General features: G+C 73.6%; 25 protein-coding genes. 9 read left to right on the top strand and 16 right to left on the bottom strand.

Annotated elements, in window-relative coordinates; all coding sequences use genetic code 11:
- The first annotated feature begins 205 nt into the window (after positions 1-205).
- Positions 206-1,177: a hypothetical protein gene (locus ACFYXU_RS34855; RefSeq protein ID WP_389461609.1), complete on the top strand. Its 972-nt coding sequence runs from the start codon at positions 206-208 to the stop codon at positions 1,175-1,177.
- Here ACFYXU_RS34855 and ACFYXU_RS34850 read toward each other — a convergent pair.
- From ACFYXU_RS34850 to rsmI, 6 genes are all read right to left on the bottom strand, one after another.
- Positions 1,174-2,070, bottom strand: a complete 897-nt coding sequence (locus tag ACFYXU_RS34850; protein WP_389461607.1) for a 4-(cytidine 5'-diphospho)-2-C-methyl-D-erythritol kinase — start codon at positions 2,068-2,070, stop codon at positions 1,174-1,176. The genes ACFYXU_RS34855 and ACFYXU_RS34850 overlap by 4 nt on opposite strands.
- Positions 2,067-2,939, bottom strand: a complete 873-nt coding sequence (gene rsmA / locus ACFYXU_RS34845; RefSeq protein WP_389461605.1) for a 16S rRNA (adenine(1518)-N(6)/adenine(1519)-N(6))-dimethyltransferase RsmA — start codon at positions 2,937-2,939, stop codon at positions 2,067-2,069. The genes ACFYXU_RS34850 and rsmA overlap by 4 nt, the downstream gene beginning before the upstream one ends.
- A gap of 47 nt (positions 2,940-2,986) precedes the next feature.
- Positions 2,987-4,276, bottom strand: a complete 1,290-nt coding sequence (locus ACFYXU_RS34840; RefSeq protein ID WP_376508289.1) for a ubiquitin-like domain-containing protein — start codon at positions 4,274-4,276, stop codon at positions 2,987-2,989.
- A 71-nt stretch (positions 4,277-4,347) separates the two neighbouring features.
- A complete protein-coding gene (locus tag ACFYXU_RS34835) occupies positions 4,348-5,217 on the bottom strand; it encodes a TatD family hydrolase (protein WP_376508290.1) in 870 nt (289 codons plus the stop codon).
- A 62-nt stretch (positions 5,218-5,279) separates the two neighbouring features.
- Entirely contained in the window at positions 5,280-5,696 is a 417-nt protein-coding gene (locus ACFYXU_RS34830) for a hypothetical protein (protein WP_329853242.1), read from the bottom strand.
- Between the two features lie 138 nt (positions 5,697-5,834).
- Positions 5,835-6,722: a 16S rRNA (cytidine(1402)-2'-O)-methyltransferase gene (rsmI, locus tag ACFYXU_RS34825; RefSeq protein WP_376508291.1), complete on the bottom strand. Its 888-nt coding sequence runs from the start codon at positions 6,720-6,722 to the stop codon at positions 5,835-5,837.
- Positions 6,723-6,774: 52 nt separating this feature from the next.
- Between rsmI and ACFYXU_RS34820 the strand changes: the two genes are divergently transcribed.
- A complete protein-coding gene (locus tag ACFYXU_RS34820; RefSeq protein WP_384824825.1) occupies positions 6,775-8,529 on the top strand; it encodes a dolichyl-phosphate-mannose--protein mannosyltransferase in 1,755 nt (584 codons plus the stop codon).
- A 139-nt stretch (positions 8,530-8,668) separates the two neighbouring features.
- Positions 8,669-9,988 carry a tachylectin-related carbohydrate-binding protein gene (locus tag ACFYXU_RS34815; RefSeq protein WP_389461602.1) on the top strand — a complete coding sequence of 440 codons (1,320 nt, stop codon included), beginning with the start codon at positions 8,669-8,671 and terminating at the stop codon, positions 9,986-9,988.
- A 58-nt stretch (positions 9,989-10,046) separates the two neighbouring features.
- Here the strand turns inward: ACFYXU_RS34815 and ACFYXU_RS34810 are convergent, their stop codons facing one another.
- Entirely contained in the window at positions 10,047-10,442 is a 396-nt protein-coding gene (locus ACFYXU_RS34810) for a hypothetical protein (protein WP_376508298.1), read from the bottom strand.
- A gap of 153 nt (positions 10,443-10,595) precedes the next feature.
- Between ACFYXU_RS34810 and ACFYXU_RS34805 the strand changes: the two genes are divergently transcribed.
- The gene (locus ACFYXU_RS34805) at positions 10,596-12,233 is read left to right on the top strand and encodes a penicillin-binding transpeptidase domain-containing protein (RefSeq protein ID WP_389461600.1); all 1,638 of its coding nucleotides are present in this window, start codon (positions 10,596-10,598) and stop codon (positions 12,231-12,233) included.
- 55 nt (positions 12,234-12,288) lie between these two features.
- Entirely contained in the window at positions 12,289-12,786 is a 498-nt protein-coding gene (locus ACFYXU_RS34800; RefSeq protein WP_376508300.1) for a YbaK/EbsC family protein, read from the top strand.
- 87 nt (positions 12,787-12,873) lie between these two features.
- On the opposite strand, the gene ACFYXU_RS34795 is transcribed toward ACFYXU_RS34800, so the two are convergent.
- On the bottom strand, positions 12,874-13,446 hold the full coding sequence (locus ACFYXU_RS34795; protein ID WP_376508301.1) for a TetR/AcrR family transcriptional regulator: 573 nt from the start codon (positions 13,444-13,446) through the stop codon (positions 12,874-12,876).
- Positions 13,447-13,571: 125 nt separating this feature from the next.
- Between ACFYXU_RS34795 and ACFYXU_RS34790 the strand changes: the two genes are divergently transcribed.
- Positions 13,572-14,456 (top strand): NAD(P)-dependent oxidoreductase, encoded by an 885-nt coding sequence (locus tag ACFYXU_RS34790; protein WP_389408819.1) that lies wholly within the window; start codon positions 13,572-13,574, stop codon positions 14,454-14,456.
- 15 nt (positions 14,457-14,471) lie between these two features.
- Here ACFYXU_RS34790 and ACFYXU_RS34785 read toward each other — a convergent pair whose 3' ends face one another.
- Positions 14,472-15,254 (bottom strand): SDR family oxidoreductase, encoded by a 783-nt coding sequence (locus ACFYXU_RS34785; RefSeq protein WP_329853232.1) that lies wholly within the window; start codon positions 15,252-15,254, stop codon positions 14,472-14,474.
- Between the two features lie 182 nt (positions 15,255-15,436).
- On the opposite strand from ACFYXU_RS34785, the gene ACFYXU_RS34780 reads away from it, so the two are divergent.
- Positions 15,437-16,204, top strand: a complete 768-nt coding sequence (locus ACFYXU_RS34780; protein WP_389461597.1) for a 2OG-Fe dioxygenase family protein — start codon at positions 15,437-15,439, stop codon at positions 16,202-16,204.
- Between the two features lie 82 nt (positions 16,205-16,286).
- Positions 16,287-16,904 (top strand): LysE family translocator, encoded by a 618-nt coding sequence (locus ACFYXU_RS34775; protein ID WP_376508304.1) that lies wholly within the window; start codon positions 16,287-16,289, stop codon positions 16,902-16,904.
- A 10-nt stretch (positions 16,905-16,914) separates the two neighbouring features.
- Here ACFYXU_RS34775 and ACFYXU_RS34770 read toward each other — a convergent pair whose 3' ends face one another.
- From ACFYXU_RS34770 to ACFYXU_RS34745, 6 genes are all read right to left on the bottom strand, one after another.
- Complete coding sequence (locus tag ACFYXU_RS34770) at positions 16,915-17,421, bottom strand: YbaK/EbsC family protein (protein ID WP_389461595.1); 507 nt, start codon at positions 17,419-17,421, stop codon at positions 16,915-16,917.
- Between the two features lie 25 nt (positions 17,422-17,446).
- A complete protein-coding gene (locus ACFYXU_RS34765; RefSeq protein ID WP_389461593.1) occupies positions 17,447-18,502 on the bottom strand; it encodes an ArsR family transcriptional regulator in 1,056 nt (351 codons plus the stop codon).
- Between the two features lie 159 nt (positions 18,503-18,661).
- Complete coding sequence (locus ACFYXU_RS34760; protein WP_376508307.1) at positions 18,662-19,828, bottom strand: serine hydrolase domain-containing protein; 1,167 nt, start codon at positions 19,826-19,828, stop codon at positions 18,662-18,664.
- A 75-nt stretch (positions 19,829-19,903) separates the two neighbouring features.
- Positions 19,904-20,644 (bottom strand): energy-coupling factor ABC transporter ATP-binding protein, encoded by a 741-nt coding sequence (locus ACFYXU_RS34755; RefSeq protein WP_376508308.1) that lies wholly within the window; start codon positions 20,642-20,644, stop codon positions 19,904-19,906.
- Positions 20,641-21,402 (bottom strand): cobalt ECF transporter T component CbiQ, encoded by a 762-nt coding sequence (gene cbiQ / locus ACFYXU_RS34750; RefSeq protein WP_376508309.1) that lies wholly within the window; start codon positions 21,400-21,402, stop codon positions 20,641-20,643. Before cbiQ ends, ACFYXU_RS34755 begins: the two co-directional genes overlap by 4 nt.
- Before the next feature lies 1 nt (position 21,403).
- Positions 21,404-22,441: an energy-coupling factor ABC transporter permease gene (locus tag ACFYXU_RS34745; RefSeq protein WP_389461590.1), complete on the bottom strand. Its 1,038-nt coding sequence runs from the start codon at positions 22,439-22,441 to the stop codon at positions 21,404-21,406.
- A gap of 178 nt (positions 22,442-22,619) precedes the next feature.
- Here ACFYXU_RS34745 and ACFYXU_RS34740 point away from each other — a divergent pair, with 178 nt between their 5' ends.
- Positions 22,620-22,979, top strand: a complete 360-nt coding sequence (locus tag ACFYXU_RS34740) for an SsgA family sporulation/cell division regulator (protein WP_376508311.1) — start codon at positions 22,620-22,622, stop codon at positions 22,977-22,979.
- A 25-nt stretch (positions 22,980-23,004) separates the two neighbouring features.
- Here the strand turns inward: ACFYXU_RS34740 and ACFYXU_RS34735 are convergent, their stop codons facing one another.
- Positions 23,005-25,164 carry an MMPL family transporter gene (locus tag ACFYXU_RS34735; protein WP_376508312.1) on the bottom strand — a complete coding sequence of 720 codons (2,160 nt, stop codon included), beginning with the start codon at positions 25,162-25,164 and terminating at the stop codon, positions 23,005-23,007.
- Positions 25,165-25,197 lie beyond the last annotated feature (33 nt).

Genomic DNA, 25,197 nt, shown 5'->3' with positions numbered 1-25,197 from the left:
GCAACCCGGACCAGCGCCCCGGTACCGGCCCAGCGGACGCCCCCCGCTCCCCCACCGGCCGCATGCCCTCGGCCACGCGGGCGACCTCGCGGCCCCGGCTGCGCCGCTCCCCCGCCGCCGACCCGACAGCCTCTCCTCGGAGTCACCCACCGCCCCGGGTGCCGTCCCACCGGCCCGGGGCGTCCGCCACCCCGAGGAGAGTCCCGTGCCCCGACACCCACGCCTGGCCGCCGTCGCCGTCGCCACCGCCGCCCTCGGCGCCCTCGCCGCCGGCCCCGCGCCGACCGGTGAACCGGCCGTCTCCGGCCCCCGCGTCGTCGCCCGCTTCGACTTCGCCGTCGGGCAGACCCCGGAGAACATCGCCCTGGAGCCCGACGGCTCGGCCGTCCTGACCTTCGCGTACGCCCGGCAGGTCGTCCGGGTCACCAAGGCGGGCGCGAGGACCGTCCTCGCGACGCTGCCCCCGGTCGCCGACCCGAAGACCCCGAGCCTCGGCGCGGCGGTCGTCACCGGCATCGCGCGCGCCCACGACGGCACCCTCTACGTCAACTACGCCACCGGCACCGCGGAGACCGGCGTCTGGCGCGTCCGTCCCGGCGGCGGCGCGCCCGAGCGGATCGCGCAGCTGCCGGCCGGCTCCCTGCCCAACGGGCTCGACCTGGACGAGGAGCACGGCACGCTGTACGCCGCCGACTCGGCGCGCGGCGCGGTGTGGAGCGTCCCGCTGGGCGGGGGCGCGCCCTCGGTCTGGGCGGAGGGGACGGCCCTGGCGCCGACCGCGGCGCTCCCCTTCGGCGCCAACGGCCTCAAGCTCCACGACGGTGCCGTCTGGGTGTCCAACTCCGCGCACTCGACGCTGCTGCGGATCCCCTTCGCGGAGGACCGGACGGCCGGACCGGTGGAGACCAGGGCGACCGGGCTGACCGGGATCGACGACTTCACCTTCACCGGGCACGGCGACACGGCCCTGGCCGCGCTGATCCTGGACAGCAGGCTGGAGCTGGTCCGCGCCGACGGCACGCACCGGACCGTCCTCACCGGCGCCGACGGCCTCGTCAACCCGACCTCGGTCGCGGTCCGCGCGAAGACGCTCTACGTCCCCGGCGCGGCCTACTACGCGACCGTGGCCCCGGAGCCGAACCTCCTGCTGGCCAGGATCACCAGGAACAAGCTCTAGACGACGACCGCGCCCGCCGCAGGGGACGTCGTGGTGCGGGCCGTGCGGCAGGTGCCGGAGGCGACGAGGGCGGCGGCGACGGCCTCCGCCGCCTCCGCGTCCTTCACCAGGAACGCCGTGGTCGGGCCCGAGCCGGAGACCAGGGCCGCGAGCGCGCCCGCCGCCGTGCCGGCCGCCAGGGTCGCGGCGAGCGAGGGCCGCAGGGAGAGCGCCGGGGCCTGGAGGTCGTTGGCGAGGGTGCCCGCGAGGGCGGCGGTGTCCCCGGTGCGCAGGGCCTCCAGGAGGGCCGGGGAGGCGGCCGGCCCGGGGATCTCGGTGCCCTCCGCGAGCCGGTCGAACTCGCCGTACACCGCCGGGGTCGAGAGCCCGCCGTCGGCGACGGCGAACACCCAGTGGAAGGTGCCGCCGACGGGCAGCTCCGTCAGCCTCTCGCCGCGCCCGGTGCCGAGCGCCGCGCCGCCGACCAGGCTGAAGGGCACGTCCGAGCCGAGCTCGGCGCAGATCTCCAGGAGCACGTCGCGGGGCGTGTCCAGGCCCCAGAGCGCGTCGCAGGCGAGCAGCGCGCCCGCGCCGTCGGCGCTGCCGCCGGCCATGCCGCCGGCGACCGGGATGTCCTTCGCGATGTGCAGGTGCACGTCCGGGGAGATGCCGTGCCGGGCGGCGAGCAGCAGGGCCGCGCGCGCGGCCAGGTTGGTGCGGTCCAGCGGCACCTGGTCGGCGTCCGGGCCCTCGCAGGTGATCGTGAGGCCTTCGGCGGGGGTCGCCGTGACCTCGTCGTGGAGGGAGACGGCGAGGAAGACGTTCGCCAGGTCGTGGAAGCCGTCGGGGCGGGCCGCGCCGACCGCGAGCTGGACGTTGACCTTGGCGGGGACGCGTACGGTGACGCCGCTCATGCCTTCGCCTCCGCGATCCGCGCGAACTCCTCGACGGTCAGCGACTCGCCGCGCGCCTGCGGCGAGATCCCGGCCTTCACCAGGGCCTCCTCGGCCGCCGCGGGCGAGCCCGCCCAGGTGGCGAGGGCGGCGCGCAGGGTCTTGCGGCGCTGTGCGAAGGCCGCGTCGACGACCGCGAAGACCTCCTGCCGGGTCGCGGTGGTCGCGAGCGGCTCGGTGCGGCGGACGAGGGAGACGAGGCCGGAGTCGACGTTCGGCGCGGGCCAGAAGACGTTGCGGCCGATGGACCCGGCGCGCTTGACCTCGGCGTACCAGTTGGCCTTGACGGAGGGGACGCCGTAGACCTTGTTGCCGGGCTTCGCGGCGAGCCGGTCGGCGACCTCGGCCTGGACCATGACGAGGGTCCGCTCGATGGTCGGGAACCGCTCCAGCATGTGGAGCAGGACGGGCACGGCCACGTTGTAGGGCAGGTTCGCGACGAGCGCGGTCGGCTCCGGGCCCGGCAGCTCCTCGACGTGCATCGCGTCGGAGTGGACGAGCGCGAAGCGGTCGGCGCGGGCCGGCATCCGGGCGGCGATGGTGGCGGGCAGCGCGGCGGCGAGCACGTCGTCGATCTCGACGGCCGTCACGCGGTCGGCGGCCTCCAGGAGGGCCAGGGTGAGGGAGCCGAGTCCGGGACCCACCTCCACGACCACGTCCTCGGGCCGCACCTCGGCCGTGCGGACGATCCGCCGGACGGTGTTGGCGTCGATGACGAAGTTCTGGCCCTTCTGCTTCGTGGGGCGCACGCCGAGGGCGGCGGCCAGCTCACGGATGTCGGCGGGGCCGAGGAGGGCGTCGGGGCTTTCGGGGCCGGTGGTGGTGCTCACCGGTACAGCCTACGGGGCCCCGGTACGGCCGGGGGTCGTCGGCGGGCTCACCGGAGGAGCCTGCGGCCGCAGTGGGGCCACGGGCTCGCCCCGCGCTGCACGTAGAGCTTCTTCGCGCGGAAGGTCTGCTCGGCGGCGGGCGCGTCCTGGGCGGTGCCGGTGCCACCGAGGGAGTGCCAGGTGCCGGGGTCGAACTGGTAGAGCCCGCCGTACGTCCCCGAGGGGTCGACCGCGTTCGGGCGGCCGCCGGACTCGCAGGCGGCGAGCGCGCCCCAGTCCAGGCCGTCGGCGCCGGCGACGGAGGTGGGCAGCGGGCGGGTGCCGATCCGCACCGTGCGGGCGACGGGCTCGCGGACGATCTCCTCGCCGGTCCTGCGCGGGCGCTGCGCGACGCCGTTGACGGTGCGCAGGCTGTACGTGACGCGGCGGACGCCCGGGGCGCCCTGCTGCTCGACGACCTCCGTGCCGGCGAACAGCCCGGGGTCGCGGACGCGCCGGACGGCGTACGGGACGGACTCCTCCCGCACCTGCCGGGAGCCGGTGATCCGCAGCACGTTCACGGTCTGGCCGTCGCGGGGGAAGGAGTCGGCGGGGACGGAGGTGGTGTCCTGCCCGGAGAGCGTGATCCCGGCCTCGGCGAGGGCTTCCCGGACGGTGGCGGCGTTCGTGCGGACGGTCCGCTCGCGGCCGTCGGCGAGGAAGGTGACGGCCCGCTCGGTGCGGACGTCGAGGGCGAGGCCCTGACGGGAGATGGCCGCGCCGCGCGAGGCGGACAGATAGGCGCCCTCGGCGCGGACCCCGAGCTGGCGCAGCGCTCCCTCGACGGTCCCGGCGGTCGTCCAGACCTGGCGGCGCTGCCCGTCGAGGGTGAGGGAGACCGGCCGCCCGTACCGGACGACGATCTCGTCGCCGTCGGCCAGGGCCTCGCCGGGTCCCGGGGCGACGATGTCGTGCGCGCCGACGGGGACGCCCTCGTCGGCGAGGAGCTCGCGCACGTCGTCGGCGAAGGTGTGGAGGGTGCGGGGGACGCCGTCGACGGAGAGTTCGACGGCCTTGTCGTCGGCGACGAAGGCGCTGGTGCCGCCGGCGAGGAAGGCGACGACGAGGGCCTGCGGGACGAGCCTGCGCAGCCCTTCGGCGGCGGACCCGGCGCCGCCCGCGGCCCTGCGGCGGCGGGCGGCCCGGCGGGCCCCGGCCCGGGAGCCCTGCCCGGGCAGGGACACCTCGGTGACCGGTGGCAGGACGAGGGGCGCCGCCTGGGTCGGCTGCTCGTGCACGGGCAGGGTCGCGGCCGCGCCCCGCCGTCCTGCTCGGTGACTGCCCTGGGAAGTGCTCACGAGGCCGGGACCCTAGCCCCGGCCGCCGTCACCCAGCCGATCGACCCGGCTACGATACGTAACCGTTATGTTCAGTAGTCGAAGGCGCGGGCCGTGTTCACGGCGATGGCCCCGGCCAGCTCGTCCTCCCCGATGCCGCGGACCTCGGCCATCGCCCGGACGGTGACCGGGATCAGGTAGGGGGCGTTGGGGCGGCCCCGGAAGGGGGCGGGGGTGAGGTAGGGGGCGTCGGTCTCGACGAGGACGAGCTCCAGCGGGGCGACCGCGAGCGCGTCCCGCAGCGGCTGGGCGTTCTTGAAGGTGACGTTGCCGGCGAAGGACATGTAGTAGCCCTTGGCGGCGCAGATCTCGGCCATGGCGGCGTCGCCGGAGTAGCAGTGGAAGACGGTCCGCTCGGGGGCGCCCTCCTCGTCCAGGACGCGCAGCACGTCGGCGTGGGCCTCGCGGTCGTGGATGACGAGGGCCTTGCCGTGGCGCTTGGCGATCTCGATGTGGGCGCGGAAGGAACGCTCCTGCGCGGCGACGCCCTCGGGTCCCGTGCGGAAGAAGTCGAGCCCGGTCTCGCCGACCCCGCGGACGTGCGGGAGGGCGGCGAGCCGGTCGATCTCGGTGAGGGCGTCGTCGAGGGCCGCGTCACCGCCGCCCTGCCGGGCGCCCTGGCGGGACCAGCCGTCGGGGTCGCCGAGCACGATCCGGGGCGCCTCGTTCGGGTGCAGGGCGACGACGGCGTGCACGTTCGCGTGGGCGGCGGCCGTCTCGGCGGCCCACCGCGAGCCCTTCACGTCGCAGCCGACCTGGACGACCGTGGTCACGCCGACGGCGGCGGCCTTGACGAGGGCCTCCTCGACGGTCCCGGACTGGAGGTCCATGTGGGTGTGCGAGTCCGCGACCTCCACGAGGAGGGGTTCGGGCAGCGGCGGCGGGGCGTCCTTGGCACTCATGACCACGATCGTACGAGGGCCATGAGTGCCGCCGCTCGGGGTTACCGGTGGATGCCGGTGATCTACGGGTGACGCCTGCGGTGGAAGAGGTCCGACAGGTGCCAGTGGTGCGGCACCGGCGGCTTCTCGGGGGTGTCCTCGGTCAGCTCCTGGCCGATCGGTCCGGCCGGCCCGACGGGCTTCGTCGACCGCGCCCCGTGCCGGTGCTTCTCGGTCGCGGCGATCAGGTCGAGCACCGACGAAACCTGCCCCGCGCGCATGATGCGGACGACGTGGCCGCCGCAGTTCATGCAGGTGGGACTGGACAGCGGGGACGGTACCCGCTCCCCGTCGGCCTTGTAGACGACGAATTCCTGGCCGGCGGCGTCGACGTGGTGCTCGATGTCGTACGCCTGCTCCCAGCCGTATCCACAGCGCATGCAGGCGAAGGCGTACGCCTCATGGGCGACGGATATGCCGGTGCCGGTGATCTCGCTCATGCCAGCTCCTCTCCACTGATCAGTGGACGCCTTTTCCGGCCGGAGCGCATCAGCGGCGGACGAACCATGGAAGGCTTTTGGCCCTTCCCTTGCCAAGCGCCCCGCGAAGAGTCCCGGCGCCGGGTTCGGCTTTGCCTTTCAGATTAGTCCTTTACCCTTTCCGGGGCCCGACGCGTCCGCATTCTTTGCCGCGACCACGGCATCGAACACCTCCCGCTTGGGAAGACCCGCCTCCGCCGCGACGGCGGCGATCGCCTCCTTGCGGCGCTCCCCCGCCTCCTCGCGCACCCGCACCCTGCGCACCAGCTCCTCGGCGTCGAGTTCGGCGGGGCCGGTCTCCGGGGCGCCCTCGACGACGACGGTGATCTCGCCGCGCACGCCGTCCTTCGCCCACTCGGCGAGCTCGCCCAGCGCGCCCCGCTTGACCTCCTCGTACGTCTTGGTCAGCTCGCGGCAGACGGCGGCCCTGCGGTCGGCGCCGAACACCTCGGCCATCGCGGCGAGGGTGTCGTCGAGCCGGTGCGGGGCCTCGAAGTAGACGAGGGTCCGCCGCTCGCCGGCGACCTCGCGGAGCCGTCCGAGGCGCTCGCCGGCCTTCCTCGGCAGGAAGCCCTCGAAGCAGAAGCGGTCCACGGGGAGACCGGAGAGGGCCAGCGCGGTGAGCACGGCGGACGGGCCGGGGACGGCCGTCACCTTGATGTCCTGCTCGACGGCCGCGGCGACGAGCCGGTAGCCGGGGTCCGAGACGGACGGCATGCCCGCGTCGGTCACGAGCAGCACGCGCGCGCCGCCGACCAGCGCCTCGACCAGCTCCGGCGTACGGGCCGACTCGTTGCCCTCGAAGTACGACACGACCCGGCCCGAGGTGTGGATGCCGAGCGCCCGGGTGAGGCCGCGCAGCCTCCGGGTGTCCTCGGCGGCCACGATGTCCGCGCTCTCCAGCTCGGTGGCGAGGCGGGGCGGGGCGTCCGCGATGTCGCCGATGGGGGTCCCTGCGAGTACCAGCGTTCCTGTCACACGGGACATCCTCCCAGCCCGGACAGGCGACGCGCACAGGCGCGTTCCCTACGATGGCGCGGTGACCAGTACCGCACCCGAGGCCCTGGAGGGCCAGCACCCCGTGGCGGCGCCCGTGGCAGAGCCCTCTTCCTGGCAGCGACGGCTGCGGCGCTTCGGCTACACGCCGCCCGCCCCGGACGCCGCGCCGATCGGGCTGCGCGACCGGCTCGTCCCCCCGTACACCCGGCCGTCCGCGCGGACCTGGTCGCTCCTCGGCATCGGCCCCGACCGGGCGGAGCGGCTCTGGCGCCTGCTGGCCTGGGGCGGTCCGCTGCTGGTCACGGCGGTGGCGGGCCTGCTGCGGTTCTGGAACCTGGGCAAGCCGCACGCGGTGATATTCGACGAGACGTACTACGCCAAGGACTCCTGGGCGCTGATCAACCAGGGGTACGAGGGGGCCTGGCCGAAGGACATCGACAAGACGATCCTCACCGACCCCGGCTCGGTCCTGGTGCCGACCGATCCCGGGTACGTCGTCCACCCGCCGATGGGCAAATGGGTGATCGGCGTCGGGGAGAAGCTCTTCGGCTTCGAGCCCTTCGGCTGGCGGTTCATGGTGGCGCTGCTCGGCACGCTCTCCGTGCTGATGCTGTGCCGGATCGGCCGCCGTCTGTTCCGCTCGACGTTCCTGGGCTGTCTGGCGGGCCTGCTCCTGGCCGTCGACGGACTGCACTTCGTGATGAGCCGCACCGCGCTGCTCGACCAGGTGCTGATGTTCTTCGTGCTGGCCGCCTTCGGCTGTCTCGTCCTCGACCGGGACCGCACCAGGAAGCGGCTCGCCGCCGCCCTCCCCGAGGACGAGGAGGGGGTGCTGCGGCCCGACGCGGAGATCGCGGAGACCCTGCGCCTGGGCTGGCGCCCGTGGCGGATCGCGGCGGGCGTCTCCCTGGGCCTCGCGGCGGCGACCAAGTGGAACGGCCTGTACGTGATGGTCGCGTTCGGCCTGCTCACCGTCCTGTGGGACGTCGGCGGGCGCCGGACGGCCGGCGCGGTCCGCCCGTACGCGGCGGTGATCAGGAAGGACCTCGTCCCGGCGTTCGTGTCGGTGGTGCCGGTGGCCGTGGCCACGTACCTGGCGACCTGGACGGGCTGGCTGGTCAGCGACAAGGGCTACTTCCGGCACTGGGCCGAGGACCACGACAAGGCGGTCGGCGGCGGCACCTGGGGCTGGCTGCCGGACTGGCTGCGCAGCCTGTGGCACTACGAGTCGGAGGTGTACACCTTCCACGTCGGCCTCACCTCGCCGCACACCTACCAGTCGAACCCCTGGTCCTGGATCGTGCTCGGCCGCCCGGTCTCGTACTTCTACGAGTCCCCCGCCCCCGGCACGAAGGGCTGCCCGGCCGACGCGACCGAGAAGTGCGCCCAGGAGGTCCTGGCCCTCGGCACCCCGCTCCTGTGGTGGGCCGCGTGCTTCGCGATCCTGTACGTCCTGTGGCGCTGGGCCTTCCGCCGCGACTGGCGGGCGGGCGCGATCGCCTGCGGCATCGCGGCCGGCTGGCTCCCCTGGTTCCTTTACCAGGAACGCACCATCTTCCTTTTCTACGCGGTCGTCTTCGTGCCTTTCCTGTGCCTGGCGGTGGCCATGATGCTGGGTGCCATCATCGGCCCCCGCGGTTCATCGGAAAGACGCCGGACATTCGGCGCGGTGGCGGCGGGATGTCTCGTCCTGCTCATCGTCTGGAATTTCATCTACTTCTGGCCCATCTACACCGGCACCCCCATTCCACTGGACCAGTGGAGAAACCGGATGTGGCTGGACACCTGGGTGTAGCGGGGAAGCCGGATCCGGGTCGGTTTCCGGGGGCCGTACAACCCTTCGCGCCGTCGCGGGGTCCAACGGGTGCAAGAGGGGGGCGTTTCCGCGTCTCCGGTGGCATCTGGGGTCCCGTATCCGGGGCGAGGAGGTTTCCGTGACGCGTGTGCGTACGGCCGTGGTGGCGGCGGCGTTGGCCGCGTCCCTGGCGCCGGTGACGTTCGGGGGGCCGGCGGCGTTCGCCGCGTCCCCGGCGGCCGTCGCCGGGGCGGCCGCCGAGCCCGGGACGGTCGTCCAGGAGGGTGGCCGGCTGACCGTCCCGGCGGGCGAGGAAGGACCGGTGACCCTGCGGTTCACGGCCACGCTGCCGGCGGGCGTCCAGGGGCCGGTGTCCGCGTCCTTCGAGCTGGACACCTGGCTGGCGGAGGTTCCGGGCGGCTCGCCGGTGAGCGAGGACGTGATTCGCTCCACCTGCGCGGTCAACGGCGTCTCGTACGGCGCGTGCGCGTGGAACATGCCCTACTTCCCTCCGTCCCTGCCGGATCCCCCCGTGCGGCCCTCCCTCGACCTTCCCGAGGTGCCGGCCGCCGCCACCCTCACCTACACGATCACCCTGGACGCCGACCGGAGCGCGGTCGTCCTGGGCCACCCGCGCGTCCTGGTCGGACTGACGGACAGCACGGGCAGGACCGTGGCCGAGGGCACGCTCGGTCTCGACTTCGTCGCCGGAACGCCCTACGCGAGTCAGCGCGGCGCCGTCCACGCCCGGGACAAGGACGGCGTGCTGTGGCGGTACGAGGGCACGGGCGACGTCTCCCGGCCGTTCGCCCCGCGCAAGCGGGTCGGCGGCGGGTGGAACGCCTACACCGCCGTCGTCCCGATCACGACCCCCACGGCGGACGGCCGCGGCGACCTCGTCGCCCGCGACAGGGCCGGGGTCCTCTGGTACTACGAGGGCACCGGCAGGCCCTCCGCCCCCTTCGCCCCGCGACGGCGGATCGGCGGCGGCTGGAACGCGTACACGGCACTCGTCGGCGTCGGTGACGGCGGTCTGGTCGCCCGGGACCGGGACGGCGTGCTGTGGCGCTACGAGCGGAGGTACGACGTCCCGTACGGACCGCGGCAGCGGGTGGGCGGCGGCTGGAACACGTACACCGCCCTGACCATGTCGGGCTCCAGGGACGGGGTCCTGGCCCGCGACAAGGACGGCGTGCTGTGGAAGTACGACGTCCGGGGTCCCGTCCCCTCGCCGCCCTTCGAGCAGCGCCGGCGCGTCGGCGGCGGGTGGAACACGTACACGGCCGTCGTGGGCACCGCCGAACTCGGCCGTGACGCGCACTCCGACCTCGTCGCACGGGACGCCGCCGGGAAGCTCTGGGCCTACCAGGGCACGCTCAGGTACCCCGGCGAGCTCGTCCCCGGCTCGGCCCGGACCCTCGTCGGCGGCGGCTGGAACACGTACAACCTGATGTTCTGAGACCGGCCGACCGGCACGGGGCGAGAGGGCGCGGCCGGTGGTCGCGCCCTCCTCGTCCTCAGCCGACCATGAGGCGCCCCACCTGGAGCACCGACAGGACGAGACCCGCGCCGGTCATCACCCCCGCCGCCCTCGGCCGCTCGCGCGGATCCGCGGCGGAGGCCAGCCACAGCTGGAGCACCGAGGGGAAGAAGACGAACATCCCCGCCAGGGCGCCGAGGAAGCTCCACGCGAGCAGCGGCAGCGAGACGGCCCAGGCGGCCAGGGCGAAGCCCGCGGGTCGGCCGTGGAAGAGGAGCGGGACGGCGGTCACCGCGGCGGTCCCGAGGAAGAGGGGCAGGGCGACGAAGCCGTCGTCCACCCACGCCAGCGCCGGGACCACGGGGGTCATCACGGCGAGCAGCGCCAGACCGAACTGCCATGGATGGACACCGTGTCGCGTGTCGACGTGCATGCCCCGCCCCCGATCCCGCAGACTTGAACGCGTTCAAAGTATCGTAACCGGGAACAGCCGGGGCAGGTTTGACGGATGTGACGACAGGTGCTCGACACCCGAACGTCCTGACTGCTTGACTCGACGGTCCACCGGGGGAGGGGAGGCGCAGCCATGCGCAGTGGGGCCAAGGTCGCGATCGTCGGGGGCGTGTTCGCCGTGGTGGCGGGCGGAGTCGGATACGGCGGCTACAACCTGTGGACCGGGGTGACGGGCGGCGAGACCGGGACGCGCTCCGAGGCCGCGCCGAGAACGGGGCCCGTCACCCCCGACGAGGTCACCACCACCGCGAAGGACTTCCTGGCCGCCTGGGCCGCCGGGGAGCCCGAGCGGGCGGGACAGCTGACGAACGACCCGGTCACGGCCGGGACCTCGGTCGCCGCCTACCGCGAGGGCGGGAAGGTCTCGAAGGCGGTCATCACGCCGGGGACGCCGGTCGGCGCGAAGGTGCCGTTCACGGTGAAGGCCACGATCACCTACGAGGACGTCTCCAAGGACTGGTCGTACGCCTCCGAACTCACCGTGGTGCGCGGCGAGACCACCGGCCGCCCGCTCGTGAAGTGGCAGCCGAGCGTGCTCCACCCGAAGCTGACCGCGGCCGGCGCCCTGCGCACCGGCGTCGCGAAGACCGCCGAGGTGAAGGCCGTGGACCACGACGGCGTGGAGCTGACGGCGGCGAAGTACCCCTCGCTCGGGCCGGTCCTGGCCGAGCTGCGCAGGCGGTACGGGGCGAGGGTCGACGGCACCGCGGGCGTCGAGACCTGGATCGACTCGGGCAGCGAGAGCCTCCCCGACACCCCGCTCCTCGTGCTGCGGAAGGGGAAGCCGGGCACGCTGCGGACCACCATCGACGCGGGCGTCCAGGCGGCGGCGGAGAAGGCGGTCAAGGGGTTCGGGCAGGCCGCGGTGGCCGCGGTCGAGCCGTCGACGGGGGCGATCCGGGCGGTCGCGAACAACCCGGCCACCGAGTTCAACACCGCGCTCCAGGGCCAGCAGGCGCCCGGCTCGACGATGAAGATCGTCACGGCGGCGATGATGATGGAGCACGGCGTGGCCGGGCCGGGCGACAAGGTCGAGTGCCCCTCCGAGGTGCTGTCGAGGGGCCGGACCTTCCACAACCTGAAGGACTTCAGCATCTCCGGCGCCACGCTCACCGACGCCTTCAGCCGCTCCTGCAACACCGCCTTCATCAAGGCGATCGGCCCCCTCGCCGACCAGAAGATCGCGGACACCGCGCTCGGCGCGACCGCCCGGCGCTGGTTCGGCATCGGCCAGGAGTGGAACATCGGCGTCGGGGCCTGGGACGGCTCCGTGCCCGAGTCGGCCGGGAACGAGACCTCCGCCTCGTACATCGGCCAGGGCAGGATCGCGATGAGCGCCCTGAACGTGGCCTCGCTCTCCGCGACCGCGAAGAACGGCGGCTTCCTCCAGCCGTACCTGGTGGCGAGGGAGCTCGACGACCGTGACTTCGCCGAGGCGGAGCCGCTCCCCGGCGAGGTCGCGCGCGGGCTGCGCCGGATGATGACGGCGGCGGCGACCCGCTCCGACGGCACCGCCACGGGCGCGATGAGCGGGGTCCCGTCCCCCAAGGGCGCCAAGACCGGCTCCGCCGAGATAGACGGCCAGGCCACGTCCAACAGCTGGTTCACCGGCTACTCCGGCGACCTCGCCGCGGCGGCCGTCGTCCAGGCCGGCGGCCACGGCGGCGACGCGGCGGGCCCGGTCGTCGCGCGGGTCCTGAAGGCCGGGTGACCACGGGCCGGAACGCCGTCGCGCCGCCCGTGCGCCGACCGCTAGCGTGCGGGCCATGACGACCGACGAGGACACCGCGTCCGCCGCCCACCCCCGGTTCGCCGCCGCCCTGCGGGAGCTGGGTCTCGACGTCGAGATCCGCCGCTTCCCGGACGAGACCCGCACCGCTCTCCAGGCCGCCGAGGCCATCGGCTGCGAGGTCGCCGAGATCGTGAAGTCGCTGATCTTCGCGGCCGACGGGGAGCCGGTGCTCGTCCTGATGGACGGCGCCTCGCGGGTGGACGTCGAGCGGGTCCGCCAGGAGCTGGGCGCGGCGAAGGTGACGCGCGCGGACGCGAAGGCGGTCCGGGAGGCGACGGGGTACGCGATCGGGGGCGTCCCGCCCTTCGGCCACCGCACCCGCACCCGGGTCATCGCCGACCGGGGCGTGCTGGAGCACGCTGTGGTGTGGGCGGCGGCGGGCACCCCGCACACGGTCTTCGCGACGGACCCGAAGACCCTGATCGACCACGCGGGCGCCACCCTGGCCGACGTCCGCGAGACCTCGGACTGACGACACCCACCCACGAGGGACGCCGGACGGACGCGGACCACGAGGACACCTGCCGGCAGGCGGCGGTCGCCGACCGGCCGCCGGCCCTTACCGCTCGGACGCCCGGATCAGGCGGGCGAGTTGGCGGCCCGCCACCTGGAGGGGCTCCTCGCTGCGGGCCACCTGGGCGGTGACCTCCGCGCCCTCCAGGGCCGAGATCACGACGCTCGCCAGCTCCCGGGCGCTCTCGGCGGAGAAGCCGCCGCGCAGCAGCTTGTCGTGGACCAGCGCCTGCCAGTCGCGCAGGGCGTCGCCGCACGCCCGCTGGATCTCCGACTCGGTGCCCAGCGTCTCCAGGGCCGCCGCGGTGACGGGGCAGCCGTCGATCCAGCCCGACTCCCGCAGCTCCTCCGCGAGTCGCCCGGCGCAGGCCACGATCGCGTCCGCCGGGTCCTCCTCGCTGTCCAGCGCCGTCCGCAGGAGGTCCGCGAACTCCTCGCTGCTGTGCCGGATCGCGGCGACGGCGACGGTCTCCTTCCCGCCCGGGAAGAAGTGGTAGACGGAGCCGAGGGTGGCCTGGGCCTCCTGGGCGATCTGCTTGATGCCCGTACCGACATAGCCCTGCCGCTGGAGAAGTCGCGCGGCGGCGACGACGATCCGGTCCCGTGTGCTGGTCTGCATGCGCCCACTCTATCCGGCGACTAAGTAGAGCGCTCGTTCTAGAACCGTGCTACGTTCTCACCACGCGCTAAATAGAGCGGTCGTTTTAGCACTTCCCCCGTCGCTCACGAAGAGTGGAGACCGTCATGCCCAGCACCACCCGCCCCTCCGTCACCGTCATCGGCCTCGGCCCCATGGGCCGGGCCATGGCCGGTGCCTACCTCGACCGGGGTTACGACGTCACCGTCTGGAACCGCACCGCGTCCCGCGCGGACGCCCTGGTCACCCGCGGGGCGACCCTCGCGGCGGACGTCCGGCAGGCACTCGCCGCCAACGAGCTGGTGATCCTGAGCCTCACCGACTACGACGCCGTGTACGCCACGCTCGGCCCCGCCGAGAGCGCGCTGTCCGGCCGGGTCCTGGTGAACCTCAGCTCCGACACCCCCGAGAAGGCCCGGGCCGCCGCCCGCTGGGCCGCCGAGCGCGGAGCCGTCCAGCTGACCGGCGGCGTGACCGTGCCGCCCTCCGGCATCGGCCGGGCCGAGTCGTCGACCTTCTACAGCGGTCCGCTGCACGCCTTCGAGGCGCACCGGCCCGCCCTGGAGGTCCTCACCGGCCGGACCGACCACCGGGGCGAGGACCCGGGGCTCGCCGCGCTGATGTACCAGATCGGCATGACCATGTTCTGGACCTCGATGCTGAGCTACTGGCAGGCCGTGGCCCTCGCCGACGCCAACGGCCTGAAGGCGGCGGACATCCTGCCGCACGCCGTGGAGACGGCGAACTCGCTCCCCGGCTTCCTCGGCTTCTACACCGAGCGCGTCGACGGCGCGCGGCACGACGGCGACGTGGACCGGCTCGCCATGGGGACGGCCAGCGTCGAGCACGTCCTGCACACCCACGCGGACGCGGGCGTCGACACCACGCTGCCGGCCGCCGTGGTCGAGCTGTTCCGGCGCGGCATGGACGCCGGGCACGCGACGGACAGCTTCTCCTCGCTCCTGGAGCTGATGAAGAAGCCCGCGGCCTGAGCGTCGGAACACCCGCTACGGGTTCAGCACCTCCGCGAAGTGGGTGTTCACCGCGAGCAGGCCGCCGTCCACGCGGAGGGTCGTGCCCGTGATCCAGGCGGCGTCCGCGGAGGCCAGGAAGGCCACCGCCGCCGCGACGTCCTCGGGGGTGCCGACGCGGCCCAGGGGGTAGACCCGGGTGGCCAGGGCGGCGAGGTCGGCCTCCCGGCCCTCCCAGGCCGAGGTCGCGATCGTGCCCGGGTTGATCTGGTTGACCCGGACCCCGCGCGGCCCCGCGTCGCCCGCCAGGGTGCGGGTGAGGGACGCGAGGCCCGCCTTGGCGGCGCTGTACGCGTGGCCGCCGAAGTCCGCCTCCGCGTTGACGGAGCCGATCGTCACGATCGCCCCGCGCCCGCCGGCCGCCGCGAGGTGCGGCAGCGCCGCCCGGGAGCAGCGCACGGCGCCCATCAGCGTGACGCCGAGCTGGCCGGTCCAGCCCTCGTCGGGTTCGTCCTCGAAGCGGTCCCGGTCGGCGGCGACGGGGGCGAGGGCGTTGTTCACCAGGACGTCGAGGCGGCCGAAGGCCCGTACGGCGTGCGCGACGGCCCCGTCCACCGACTCCTGGTCGCCGACGTCGCAGCGCAGCGCCTCCGCTCCCGGCAGCCGCCCCGCCGTCTCCCGGGCCGCCGCCTCGTCGATGTCGGTGACGAGGACCCGCGCGCCCTCCGCCGCCAGCCGCCGGGCGGTGGCCGCGCCGATGCCGCGCGCCGCGCCCGTGACCAGTGCCGCGTATCCGTCGAAACGCCTCGTGAGATCCATGGGCCGATCCCAGCATCCCGTGAAACCTTTTCGCAACACATTGTTCACGGAATTCATGGACGAATGGCAAGAGAGCGCGGACTCAAGGCCATTCGGCCAGGGCCGAAAGTCTTTGACACGCACGGCGGCGGAACAACACGATCGGTCCCGCCGACGAACAATTTTTGACCCAGGGGGAAGAAATGGCTGCCCAGCAGCAGGCGTCCGCGTCGCACGCGTCGTACGAGTCCGGTGTCGAGGAGATCGTCGAATCGCTCTCCTCCCGGAGCTTCGACCTGATCTCCGGCGAGAAGGTGAGGTCGCTGCTCCTGCGGCGCTCGGAGAGCGCGCTCGACGACCTGGAGCCCTTCCGGGACAGCTGGTCCCGGATGCCGCTCGACGGCTACATGGCGGACGGCGGCCGCTACCGCCGCCGCCGGCACGCGACGCTGAGCGCGCCGCGGGCGAGCGCCGACTACCGCTTCGAGGACCACCAGCCGCACTACCAGGGCCTCGACTACAACAACCTCAACGGCGGCGTGGCCCGGCACTACGAGCCGTTCGAGGACCAGATCCTGCGCGGCCGCACGATGGACAGCCTCCTGACGCTGGGCTGCGACATCTTCGGCCGGCTCGCCCCGTACTCGGGCTGGCACATCGAGGCCCACCAGTTCCGCATCGAGGTCGACGGCGAGGAGGTCGGCCTGCCGACCCCCGAGGGCGTCCACCGCGACGGCGTGACCTTCGTCCTGATGGCGATGATCGGCCGCTCGAACGCCATCGGCGGCGAGTCCACCGTCTTCGACCTGGACCAGCGGCCGGTGGAGAAGTTCTCGCTCACCGACCCGCTCGACGTGGCGCTCGTCAACGACGAGCGGGTCTACCACGGCGTCACGCCCATCGAGCAGGTGGACCCCGCCTCCCCGGCCTCGCGCGACGTGCTGGTGATCACCTACCGTCACAAGCCGTAGGCGTCCGGAGGACGGTCCGGCGCGGGGGCGGCCACGACGGCGCGCCCGCGCCCTTTCACCACCCGAGTGAGAAGACGGGAAAATGGGTCAGCTAATCGCCGTAGCGGTCATCACCATTCTGGCAGTCATCAGTCCCGGTGCGGACTTCGCGATGACCGTGCGGAACAGCTATCTGTACGGGCGGACCGCCGGCGTTCTCGCCGCCGTCGGTATTGCGCTGGGTGTTCTCGTCCACGTCACCTACACCATGCTGGGCGTGGGACTCCTGGTTTCCCGGACCCCGATGCTTTTCACCGCGATGAAACTGATCGGCGCCGCGTACCTGGTGTACATCGGGTACAAGACGTTCGTCACCAAGGCCCAGGTGGACATCGACCTGTCGGACGACGCCGGCCTGTCGAAGGCGGGGGCGCTGCGCACCGGCTTCCTGACGAACGCGCTCAACCCCAAGACCATGCTCTTCGTGCTGAGCACGTACACCCAGGTCGTCAGCGCCGACACCCCGGTCTTCCAGCAGGTCGGCTACGGCCTCTTCATGTCGTTCGCGCACCTGGTCTGGTTCGCGCTGGCGGCCGTGCTCTTCTCCCAGCAGTCCCTGCGCACCCGGCTGCTGCGGCGGCAGAGCGTGCTGAACAAGGTGATCGGGACCGTGCTCGTCGGGCTCGGGATGGTGCTCGCCCTGACGCCTGCCGTCGCCTGACGGCCGGGCGTCAGACGGTCGAGACCCGTTCCACGCGCGGCTCGGCGATCGTCCGGTAATCCTCGACGGAGAGGGCGAGCGAGCGGTCGAGCCGGGCCGCGTTGAAGAAGAACTCGGGGTGGACGAGCAGGTCCGGGTCCACGATCAGTTCGAGCCGCTCGTCGAAGGAGAAGGGGAGGATCGTGCCGCTCCGCGAGCCGGCGAGCTCCTCCGCGATCTCCGGGGAGGCGAAGGAGACGTACGTGCCGCCGTACAGCGCCTTCACCGCGTTCAGGTCGATGCGCCGGTCGCCCGGGACGACGACGAGCGCGAAGCGCTTCTCCTTCTTGCCGATCTTCACCATGGCGATGATGCACTTGGCCGCCCGGTCGAGGGCGTGGCCCCGCAGCGCGCTGACCGCCTCGGTGGCGCCCTCGGGGGCGTGCTCGATCACCCGGTAGGACGCGCCGCGCTCGTCCAGCAGGGCGAGCAGCTTCTCGTAGGTGTCGTGTGCAACGCCCGTACCGTCCGTGCTCATTCGGTTCCTCCTGCTTTCAACTGGTTTACGTGTCGGGTGCGTTGACCCTACGCCTGTCGTCCATGTGCCGGAGCAGCGCGACACCCGGGCCGTCCAGCTCGTAGAGCACCCGTACGCCCTCCCTGCGGCGGCGCACCACGCCCGCGGCGACGAGGGCGGCGAGGTGCTCGGAGACCGTGCTCGGGGCGAGCCCGAGGGCGGCGGCCAGGTCCGAGGTGGTGGTGGGGGCGACGAGGCCGCGGACGACGCCGGCCCGGCTGCGGCCGAGCAGGATCTCCAGCCGGTCCCCGGGGCCGGGCTCCGCGCCGGTGTCCCTTCGGCCGGGCGGTCGCGTCTCCCCGAGGAGCGCGGCGGCTCCCTCGGCGCGGTAGGCGACGGCCGTGGTGCCGTCGGGCGCGGTCGCGGCGTACGGGGCTCCCCTGCCGAACACCAGGGGGACGAGGACGAGTCGCGAGACGTCCGCCACGGCGGTGCGGCCGGGCGTCCCGGCCCCGTGCAGCCGCAGGACGTCGCCGTGCCGCGAGAGCCGGAGCCCGCGCAGGGAGCCGAGCAGCCGCTCCGGGCCCTGCGTGGCGAGGATCCGGGCGCGCAGCAGGATGTCCTCCTCCGTGGCGACGCGCAGGGACGCCTCGTACGGCGCCAGGGCCGCGCGCCGGTAGCGGGGCAGGACGTCGCACAGCTCGGCGAGGCGGGTGGGCGGGTCCGCGTACAGGGGGCGCACCTCGGCGGGGATCCCCTGCGGGAACCACTGCTCCAGTTCCTCCCGGACGCGGGCCGCGGGGACGGCGGCGAGCGCGGCGAGGTCGGCCGCGAGGTCGCCCCGGGTGGGGCACGGGACGACGAGGAGGAACGAGGGGAGGACGCCGCCCCGGGCGCGGTGGAGATGGACGAGCCAGCCCGGGACGGTCACGTCGGCGCGGGTCAGCGAGCGGCGGGCCGCCCGGTCCCAGCGGGCGTACGGCCAGGGCGCGAGACCGCGCCCGGTGGAGAGCAGCCCGATGCTGCCGTACGTCTCCCAGAGCCGGCTTTCGGCGAGCCGGACCGTTCCGTATCCGGACCGCCGCAGCGGAATCTCGATCACCACGCACCCCCGCGCCCGCTCCCTCGGTCAGGGGAGCGGCCACACGGTATCGGCCAGGTGGCCGGGGAACTCCCCGACTTCCGCGCACAATGTCAAGTCCCCTGCGGGGACATGTTTTTCGGCCGGTCAGAGGGCGTTTTCGGCCTGCGGGGCGGGTTCTCACCCCAGGGCGGAGCGCACCGCCCGGACGAGTGCCTGGGCGCGCGGGTCGGCCGTGACCGTCCTGCGCATGCCGTTGGTGACGTACCCGAAGGCGATGCCGGACTCCGGATCGGCGAAGCCGAGGGAGCCGCCCCGGCCGGGGTGGCCGAAGGAGGTGGGTCCGAGCAGTGGGGACGCCGGGCCGTGCAGCATGTGGCCGAGGCCGAAGCGGGTGCCGACCAGGAGGACCCGGTCCGGACCCGCCGACTCCTCCGTGCGGGCCAGCGTGACCGTCGCCGGGGCGAAGAGGCGCTCGGCCCCGTCGACGGGCCCGAGGGTGGCGGCGTAGAACCGGGCCAGGGAGCGGGCGGTGGCGACGCCCGCCGAGCCGGGGAGTTCGGCGGCCCGGTAGACGGGGTCGTTCTCGTCGGGCTTGGGGTCGATGACGCCGAAGGCGCGCCGGGTGAGCGACGCCGGGTCCTGGTAGGCCTCGGTGACGGAGCGCTTGGGGCGGAGCCGGAGCGCGCCGCCGCCGGGCGGGTCGATCTCCTCGACGGGCCCGAGCCGGCCGGCCCGGTGCGCCTCGGCGGCGGGCAGGCCGATCCACAGGTCGAGGCCGAGGGGTCCGGCGATCTCCTCGGCGACCCAGCGGCCGACGGTGCGCCCGGTGGCCCCCTGGACGAGTCCGGAGAGGAGCCAGCTGAAGGTGTGGGCGTGGTAGCCGTGCGCGGTGCCGGGCTCCCAGACGGGGGCCTGCGCGGCCGTCGCGGCCGTCGCCGTCGGCAGGTCGACCGCCTCGGCGAGGCTGAGGGGCCGGTCGAGGACGGGCACTCCGGCCCGGTGCGCGAGGAGCTGCCGTACGGTCACCCGCTCCTTGCCGTGGGCCTTGAACGCGGGCCAGTAGACGGCGACGGGGGCGTCCAGGTCGAGCTGTCCGCGCTGGTGCAGGAGCAGCGGCACGGCGGCGGCGACGCCCTTGGTGGCCGAGCGGACGACCTGGGCGGTGCCCGCCGTCCAGGGCTCCGTGCCGTCGACGTCCTTCGTGCCCGCCCACAGGTCGACGACCTTCTCGCCGTCGTGGTGGACGGCGACGGCCGCGCCGCGCTCGCCCCGCTGCTCGAAGTTGCGCAGGAACGCGTCCCTGACGGGCTCCCAGCCCGCCGCCACCGTGCCCTGGACGTCCACGTCCCCGCTCCTCACTCGCCGATCCGACCCTCCATGGTGCAACGCGGTCGCCGAGTGGCGGATTCCGGGGGCGGCTCAGGCCACCGAGCCCGGGACGAAGCCGAAGGGCAGCTCCAGGCGGTGCCGGGCCATCAGGTCCTCGTCGCCGAGGATCGTGGCGGTCGGCCCGTCGGCGGCGATGACGCCCTCGCTGAGGACGACCGAGCGCGGGCAGAGCTCCAGGGCGTAGGGCAGGTCGTGGGTGACCATCAGGACGGTGACGTCGAGCGTCCGGAGGATGTCGGCGAGCTCGCGGCGGGAGGCCGGGTCCAGGTTGGAGGACGGCTCGTCCAGGACGAGGATCTCCGGCTCCATGGCGAGGACGGTGGCGACGGCGACCCGGCGGCGCTGGCCGAAGGAGAGGTGGTGCGGGGGCCGGTCGGCGAACTCCGCCATGCCGACCCGTTCGAGGGCGCCGCGGACGACGGCGTCGAGCTCGGCGCCCCGGAGCCCGGCGGCGGCCGGTCCGAAGGCCACGTCCTCGCGGACGGTCGGCATGAAGAGCTGGTCGTCGGGGTCCTGGAAGACGATGCCGACCCTGCGGCGGATCTCGGCCATGTGCTGCTTGCCGACCGGCAGCCCGGCGACGGTGACGGTGCCCGCGCCGCCGGTGAGGATGCCGTTGAGGTGGAGCACGAGGGTGGTCTTGCCGGCGCCGTTGGGGCCGAGGAGGGCGACCCGCTCGCCGCGTCCGACGGTCAGGTCCACTCCGAAGAGGGCCTGGTGGCCGTCGGGGTACGCGTACGCGAGGCCGCGCACGTCCAGAGAGGCGGTCATAGGGTCCATCCCAGGAGGCAGATCAGGAGTGCGGTGAGCGGCAGGGCGGCGGCGTACGCCCACTGGGCGCGGCTGGCGGTGACCTCGTCGATGACCGGCATGGTGCCGGTGTAGCCGCGGCTGACCATGGCGAGGTGGACGCGTTCGCCGCGCTCGTAGGAGCGGATGAAGAGCGCGCCCGCGGACTTGGCGAGGACGCCCCAGTGGCGGACGCCCCGGGCCTCGAAGCCGCGGGAGCGGCGGGCGACGGACATGCGGCGCATCTCGTCGGTGATGACGTCGCCGTACCGGATCATGAACGAGGCGATCTGGACGAGCAGCGGCGGGAGCTTCAGCCGCTGGAGGCCGAGGATCAGGGCCCGCAGTTCGGTGGTGGAGGCGAGGAGCACGGAGGCGGCGACGCCGAGGGTGCCCTTGGCGAGGACGTTCCAGGCGCCCCACAGGCCGGGGACGCTCAGCTGGATCCCGAGGAAGGTGGTCCGCTCGCCGGGCACCACGAAGGGCATGAGGAGGGCGAACGCGACGAACGGGACCTCGATGACCAGCCGCTTGAGCAGGAAGCCGGCCGGGATCCGGGCCTTCGCCGCGACGCCCGCGAGGAGCGCCGCGTAGAGGGCGAAGGCCCAGACGGCCTCGCGGGGCGTCGAGACGACGACCACGACGAAGCCGAGGACGGCGACGAGTTTGGTGTGCGGGGGCAGCCCGTGGACGGGCGACCGCCCGTCCCGGTAGAGCTTGTGCGCGTGCCCCGCACCCATGTCACGCCTCCTGGGCGGCGGTCTTGCGGCGGCGGACGACCCAGAAGGCGCCGGAGCCGACGGCCAGGGTGGCGCCGACGCCGATGACGCCGGCCAGGCCGCCGGAGAGCCGGGGGGCCTCGATGCCCTTGACGCCGTAGTCGGCGAGCGGGGAGTCGGCGGCTGCGTGGTCCTCGACCTTGGCGTCGATGCCCTTGTCGGCGGCGACCTTCTCCAGGCCGTCGGGGCTGGCGGAGGCGTAGAAGGAGACGAAGCCGGCGAGGAGGAGGGCGGTGACCAGGCCGCCGGCCCACAGCTTCTTCGGGGAGACGCCGGCGGCCGGGGCCGGGGCCGGGGCGGGGGCCGGGGCGGCGTCGACCAGTGCGCCGTCGACGCGGAGCTTGAGCGGCGCGGTCAGGCCGCGGGCGCCGTGGACCAGGTCGGGGCGGACGGCGATCACGGCGCCGACGGTCAGCATGGTGATGACGGCCTCCCCGATGCCGATCAGGACGTGCACGCCGACCATGGCCGTGAGGACCTTGGAGACGGGGACGTCGGTGGTGCCGCCGATCGCGTAGATCAGGGTGAAGGCGGTGGCCGCGGCCGGCACGGAGACGAGCGCGGCGGCGAAGGAGGCCACGGTCACGGAGCGCCGGGTGCGCGGCAGGACGAGGACGAGGCCGCGGAAGATCGCGTAGGCGACGACGACGGTGACGACGCCCATCACCGTGATGTTCACGCCGAGGGCGGTGAGGCCGCCGTCGGCGAAGAGGATGCCCTGCATGAGCAGGACCACGGCGATGCACAGGATGCCGGTCCAGGGGCCGACCAGGATCGCGGCGAGCGCTCCGCCGAGGAGGTGTCCGCTGGTCCCCGCGGCGACCGGGAAGTTCAGCATCTGGACGGCGAAGATGAAGGCCGCGACGAGACCGGCGAGCGGTGCCGTCCGCTCGTCCAGTTCGCGGCGGGCTCCGCGCAGGCCGACGGCGACGGCGCCGGCGGCGACGACACCGGCGGCGGCCGATACGGGGGCGTTGATGAATCCGTCAGGTACATGCACGTCCGGAATGATAGAGCGCTCCTGCGAAGAGCTTGCAAGAGCGCATCGGTCACAGAACGGCGGCGCACGGCGGCACGTGACTCCGCGCACACCGGTCACCGGACGCGCATGCGACGCGCCTCCGGCGGGAAGAAGTGGAACCATTAGTCGATAAGAGGACAAATGTGAGGAGCCTCCGATGGCCGGCCCGCACGACCACATCGTCGACGACCACGCCAAGGGGCGGATCATCAGCGACGCCCCGCTCTCCCGCCCGGTCCCGGTGTCCCTCCGCTACGACCCCGATCACTCCCCCGCCACGGTCCGCCTCGGCTTCCCCGGCGCCGTCGAGTGGTCCTTCCCGAGGGCCCTCCTGGAGACCGGCCTGCGCGCCCCGACCCGGCGCGGCGACATAGGCGTCTGGCCCTGCGGCCGCGTCCAGACGGTCGTCGAGCTGCACACGGACGACGGGGTCACCGTCGTCCAGTTCGACACCACGGCCCTGCTCCGCTTCCTCAAGCACACGTACGCCGCCAGCACGTCGATGACGACGCACTGACGGCGCACGGGGCCCGGAGCCGGGATCAGACCTTCACGAGGTCCGGCTTCGCGGCGCCGGTTCCTTCGGCGGACCGGGAGAGGGCCTCGCCCTCCACGTCCACGTTCGGCAGGATCCGGTCCAGCCACTTCGGCAGCCACCAGGCCTTGCGGCCCAGGAGCGCGAGGACGGCCGGGACGATCGCCATGCGGACCACGAAGGCGTCGAAGAGGACGGCGGCGGCCAGGCCGAAGCCGATCATCTTGACCATCTGGTCGTCCATGCCGATGAAGCCGGAGAAGACCGCGATCATGATCACCGCGGCGGCGGTGACCACCCGGGCGCTGTGCCGGAAGCCGGTCACGATCGCCTCGCCGGGACGCTCGCCGTGGACGTACGCCTCCCGCATGCGGGTGACGAGGAAGACCTCGTAGTCCATCGCGAGGCCGAAGACGACGCCCACCATGAAGATCGGCATCATCGACATGATCGGGCCGGTCTGCTCCACCCCGAAGAGGCTGCCGAGCCAGCCCCACTGGAAGACCGCGACGACCGCGCCGAGGGCCGCGACCACCGAGAGCAGGAAGCCGAGGGCCGCCTTCAGCGGGACGAGGACCGAGCGGAAGACCAGGGTCAGGAGCACGAAGGCGAGGCCGACGACGAGGGCCAGGTAGGGCACCAGGGCGTCGTTCATCTTCTGCGAGAAGTCGATGTTCATCGCGGTGGCGCCGGTGACGAGGACGTCGTCGCCGGTGGCGTCGCGGATGTCGTGGACCAGCCCCTCGGTGGCCGTCGAGGACGGCCGGTCCTTCGGGACCACGGTGATCATCGCGGCGTCGCCGGCCTTGTTCGGGGTGGCGGGGGTGACCGCCGCCCAGCCGTCGAGGCCCTTGATCGTGGAGACCGTCCGGTCGGCGGTGGCCTTGTCGCCGTCGACGACGACCATCAGCGGGCCGTTGAAGCCGGGTCCGAAGCCGTCGGACAGCGCGTCGTACGCCCGGCGCTCGGAGGTGGAGGTGGGCTTCACGCCGTCGTCCGGGAGGCCCATCTCCAGGGAGGCGGCGGGCACGGCGATCGCACCGAGGCCGAGGACGCCGACGATCAGCACCATCAGCGGGCGGCGGATCACGAAGCGGGCCCAGCGGGTGCCGCCGTTCGGCCTGTCGCTGGTCTTGGCGGTGCCCTTGCGCTGCTTGCGGCTGACGACCTTGTCGCCGGCGAAGCCGAGCAGCGCCGGGATCAGGGTGAGGGCGATGAGGACCGCGATGGCGACCGTGCCCGCGGCGGCGAAGCCCATCTTCGTCAGCATCGGGATGTTGACGACGGCCAGGCCGACCAGGGCGATGACGACGGTGAGTCCGGCGAAGACGACGGCGGAGCCGGCGGTGCCGACCGCGCGTCCGGCGGCCTCCTCCTTCTCCCGGCCCTCGGCGAGCTCCGCGCGGTAGCGGGACACGATGAAGAGGGCGTAGTCGATGCCGACGGCGAGGCCGATCATCGACGCGAGGGTGGAGGTGGTGGTGCCGAGGTCCAGGACGTTCGCGAGGGCGGTGATCGTCGAGACGCCGATGCCGACGCCGATGACGGCGGTGAGCAGCGGGAGTCCGGCCGCGACGAGCGAGCCGAAGGTGACGACCAGGACGAAGCCCGCGAGGACGATGCCGATGGCCTCGCTGGCGCCCTGCTCGGGCATGGTCTGGAGGGCGTCGCCGCCGACCTCGACGGTCAGGCCCTTGCCCTGCGCGTTCTCCCCGGCCTGCTTCAGGGCGTCGCGGGTCCCGTCGGTCAGCTCCATGGCGTTGACCTTGTAGGAGACCGAGACGTAGGCGGTGGAGCCGTTCTGCGAGACGGCGTGCGCGGTGTACGGGTCGGTGACCTGGACGATCTGGTCGGAGCCGGACTTCAGCGCGGAGACGGTCTCCTCGACGACGGCCTTGTGCGCCGGGTCGGTCATCTTCTCGCCCTCGGGGGCCTGGAAGACGACGCGGGCGGTGGCCCCGTCGGCTCCGGCGCCAGGGAAGCGCTCTTCGAGCAGGTCGAAGGCGCGCTGGGCCTCGGTGCCGGGGATCGAGAAGGAGCTGGAGGTTGCGGTGGGCGCGGTGGCGGCACCGACGCCGGCGAGCGCGAGGAGCGCCACCCAGAGGAGGGCGACGAGCCGTCGGCGCCGGAAGGCGGTGCGGCCCAGCTTGTAGAGGAACGTGGCCACGGGGGCGTACTCCCAGTGTGGGGCGGGACAGGG

Origin of the sequence: Streptomyces sp. NPDC002232 (assembly GCF_042890295.1) — a bacterium.
Lineage (GTDB): Bacteria > Actinomycetota > Actinomycetes > Streptomycetales > Streptomycetaceae > Streptomyces.
The sequence above is the reverse complement of the archived record's forward strand: the minus strand, read 5'-3'. Positions and strand labels throughout refer to the sequence as shown.

Bases quoted from the DNA above. Each gene is read 5' to 3' on its own strand.
- ACFYXU_RS34740 (WP_376508311.1), top strand. From the start codon at position 22,620: ATGGCCGGCCCGCACGACCACATCGTCGACGACCACGCCAAGGGGCGG.
- ACFYXU_RS34795 (WP_376508301.1), bottom strand. From the start codon at position 13,446: ATGCAGACCAGCACACGGGACCGGATCGTCGTCGCCGCCGCGCGACTT.
- ACFYXU_RS34835 (WP_376508290.1), bottom strand. From the start codon at position 5,217: ATGAGTGCCAAGGACGCCCCGCCGCCGCTGCCCGAACCCCTCCTCGTG.
- cbiQ (WP_376508309.1), bottom strand. From the start codon at position 21,402: ATGGGTGCGGGGCACGCGCACAAGCTCTACCGGGACGGGCGGTCGCCC.
- ACFYXU_RS34830 (WP_329853242.1), bottom strand. From the start codon at position 5,696: ATGAGCGAGATCACCGGCACCGGCATATCCGTCGCCCATGAGGCGTAC.
- ACFYXU_RS34755 (WP_376508308.1), bottom strand. From the start codon at position 20,644: ATGACCGCCTCTCTGGACGTGCGCGGCCTCGCGTACGCGTACCCCGAC.
- ACFYXU_RS34775 (WP_376508304.1), top strand. From the start codon at position 16,287: ATGGGTCAGCTAATCGCCGTAGCGGTCATCACCATTCTGGCAGTCATC.
- ACFYXU_RS34785 (WP_329853232.1), bottom strand. From the start codon at position 15,254: ATGGATCTCACGAGGCGTTTCGACGGATACGCGGCACTGGTCACGGGC.
- ACFYXU_RS34805 (WP_389461600.1), top strand. From the start codon at position 10,596: ATGCGCAGTGGGGCCAAGGTCGCGATCGTCGGGGGCGTGTTCGCCGTG.
- rsmI (WP_376508291.1), bottom strand. From the start codon at position 6,722: ATGTCCCGTGTGACAGGAACGCTGGTACTCGCAGGGACCCCCATCGGC.
- ACFYXU_RS34790 (WP_389408819.1), top strand. From the start codon at position 13,572: ATGCCCAGCACCACCCGCCCCTCCGTCACCGTCATCGGCCTCGGCCCC.
- ACFYXU_RS34780 (WP_389461597.1), top strand. From the start codon at position 15,437: ATGGCTGCCCAGCAGCAGGCGTCCGCGTCGCACGCGTCGTACGAGTCC.
- ACFYXU_RS34850 (WP_389461607.1), bottom strand. From the start codon at position 2,070: ATGAGCGGCGTCACCGTACGCGTCCCCGCCAAGGTCAACGTCCAGCTC.
- ACFYXU_RS34770 (WP_389461595.1), bottom strand. From the start codon at position 17,421: ATGAGCACGGACGGTACGGGCGTTGCACACGACACCTACGAGAAGCTG.
- ACFYXU_RS34800 (WP_376508300.1), top strand. From the start codon at position 12,289: ATGACGACCGACGAGGACACCGCGTCCGCCGCCCACCCCCGGTTCGCC.
- ACFYXU_RS34810 (WP_376508298.1), bottom strand. From the start codon at position 10,442: ATGCACGTCGACACGCGACACGGTGTCCATCCATGGCAGTTCGGTCTG.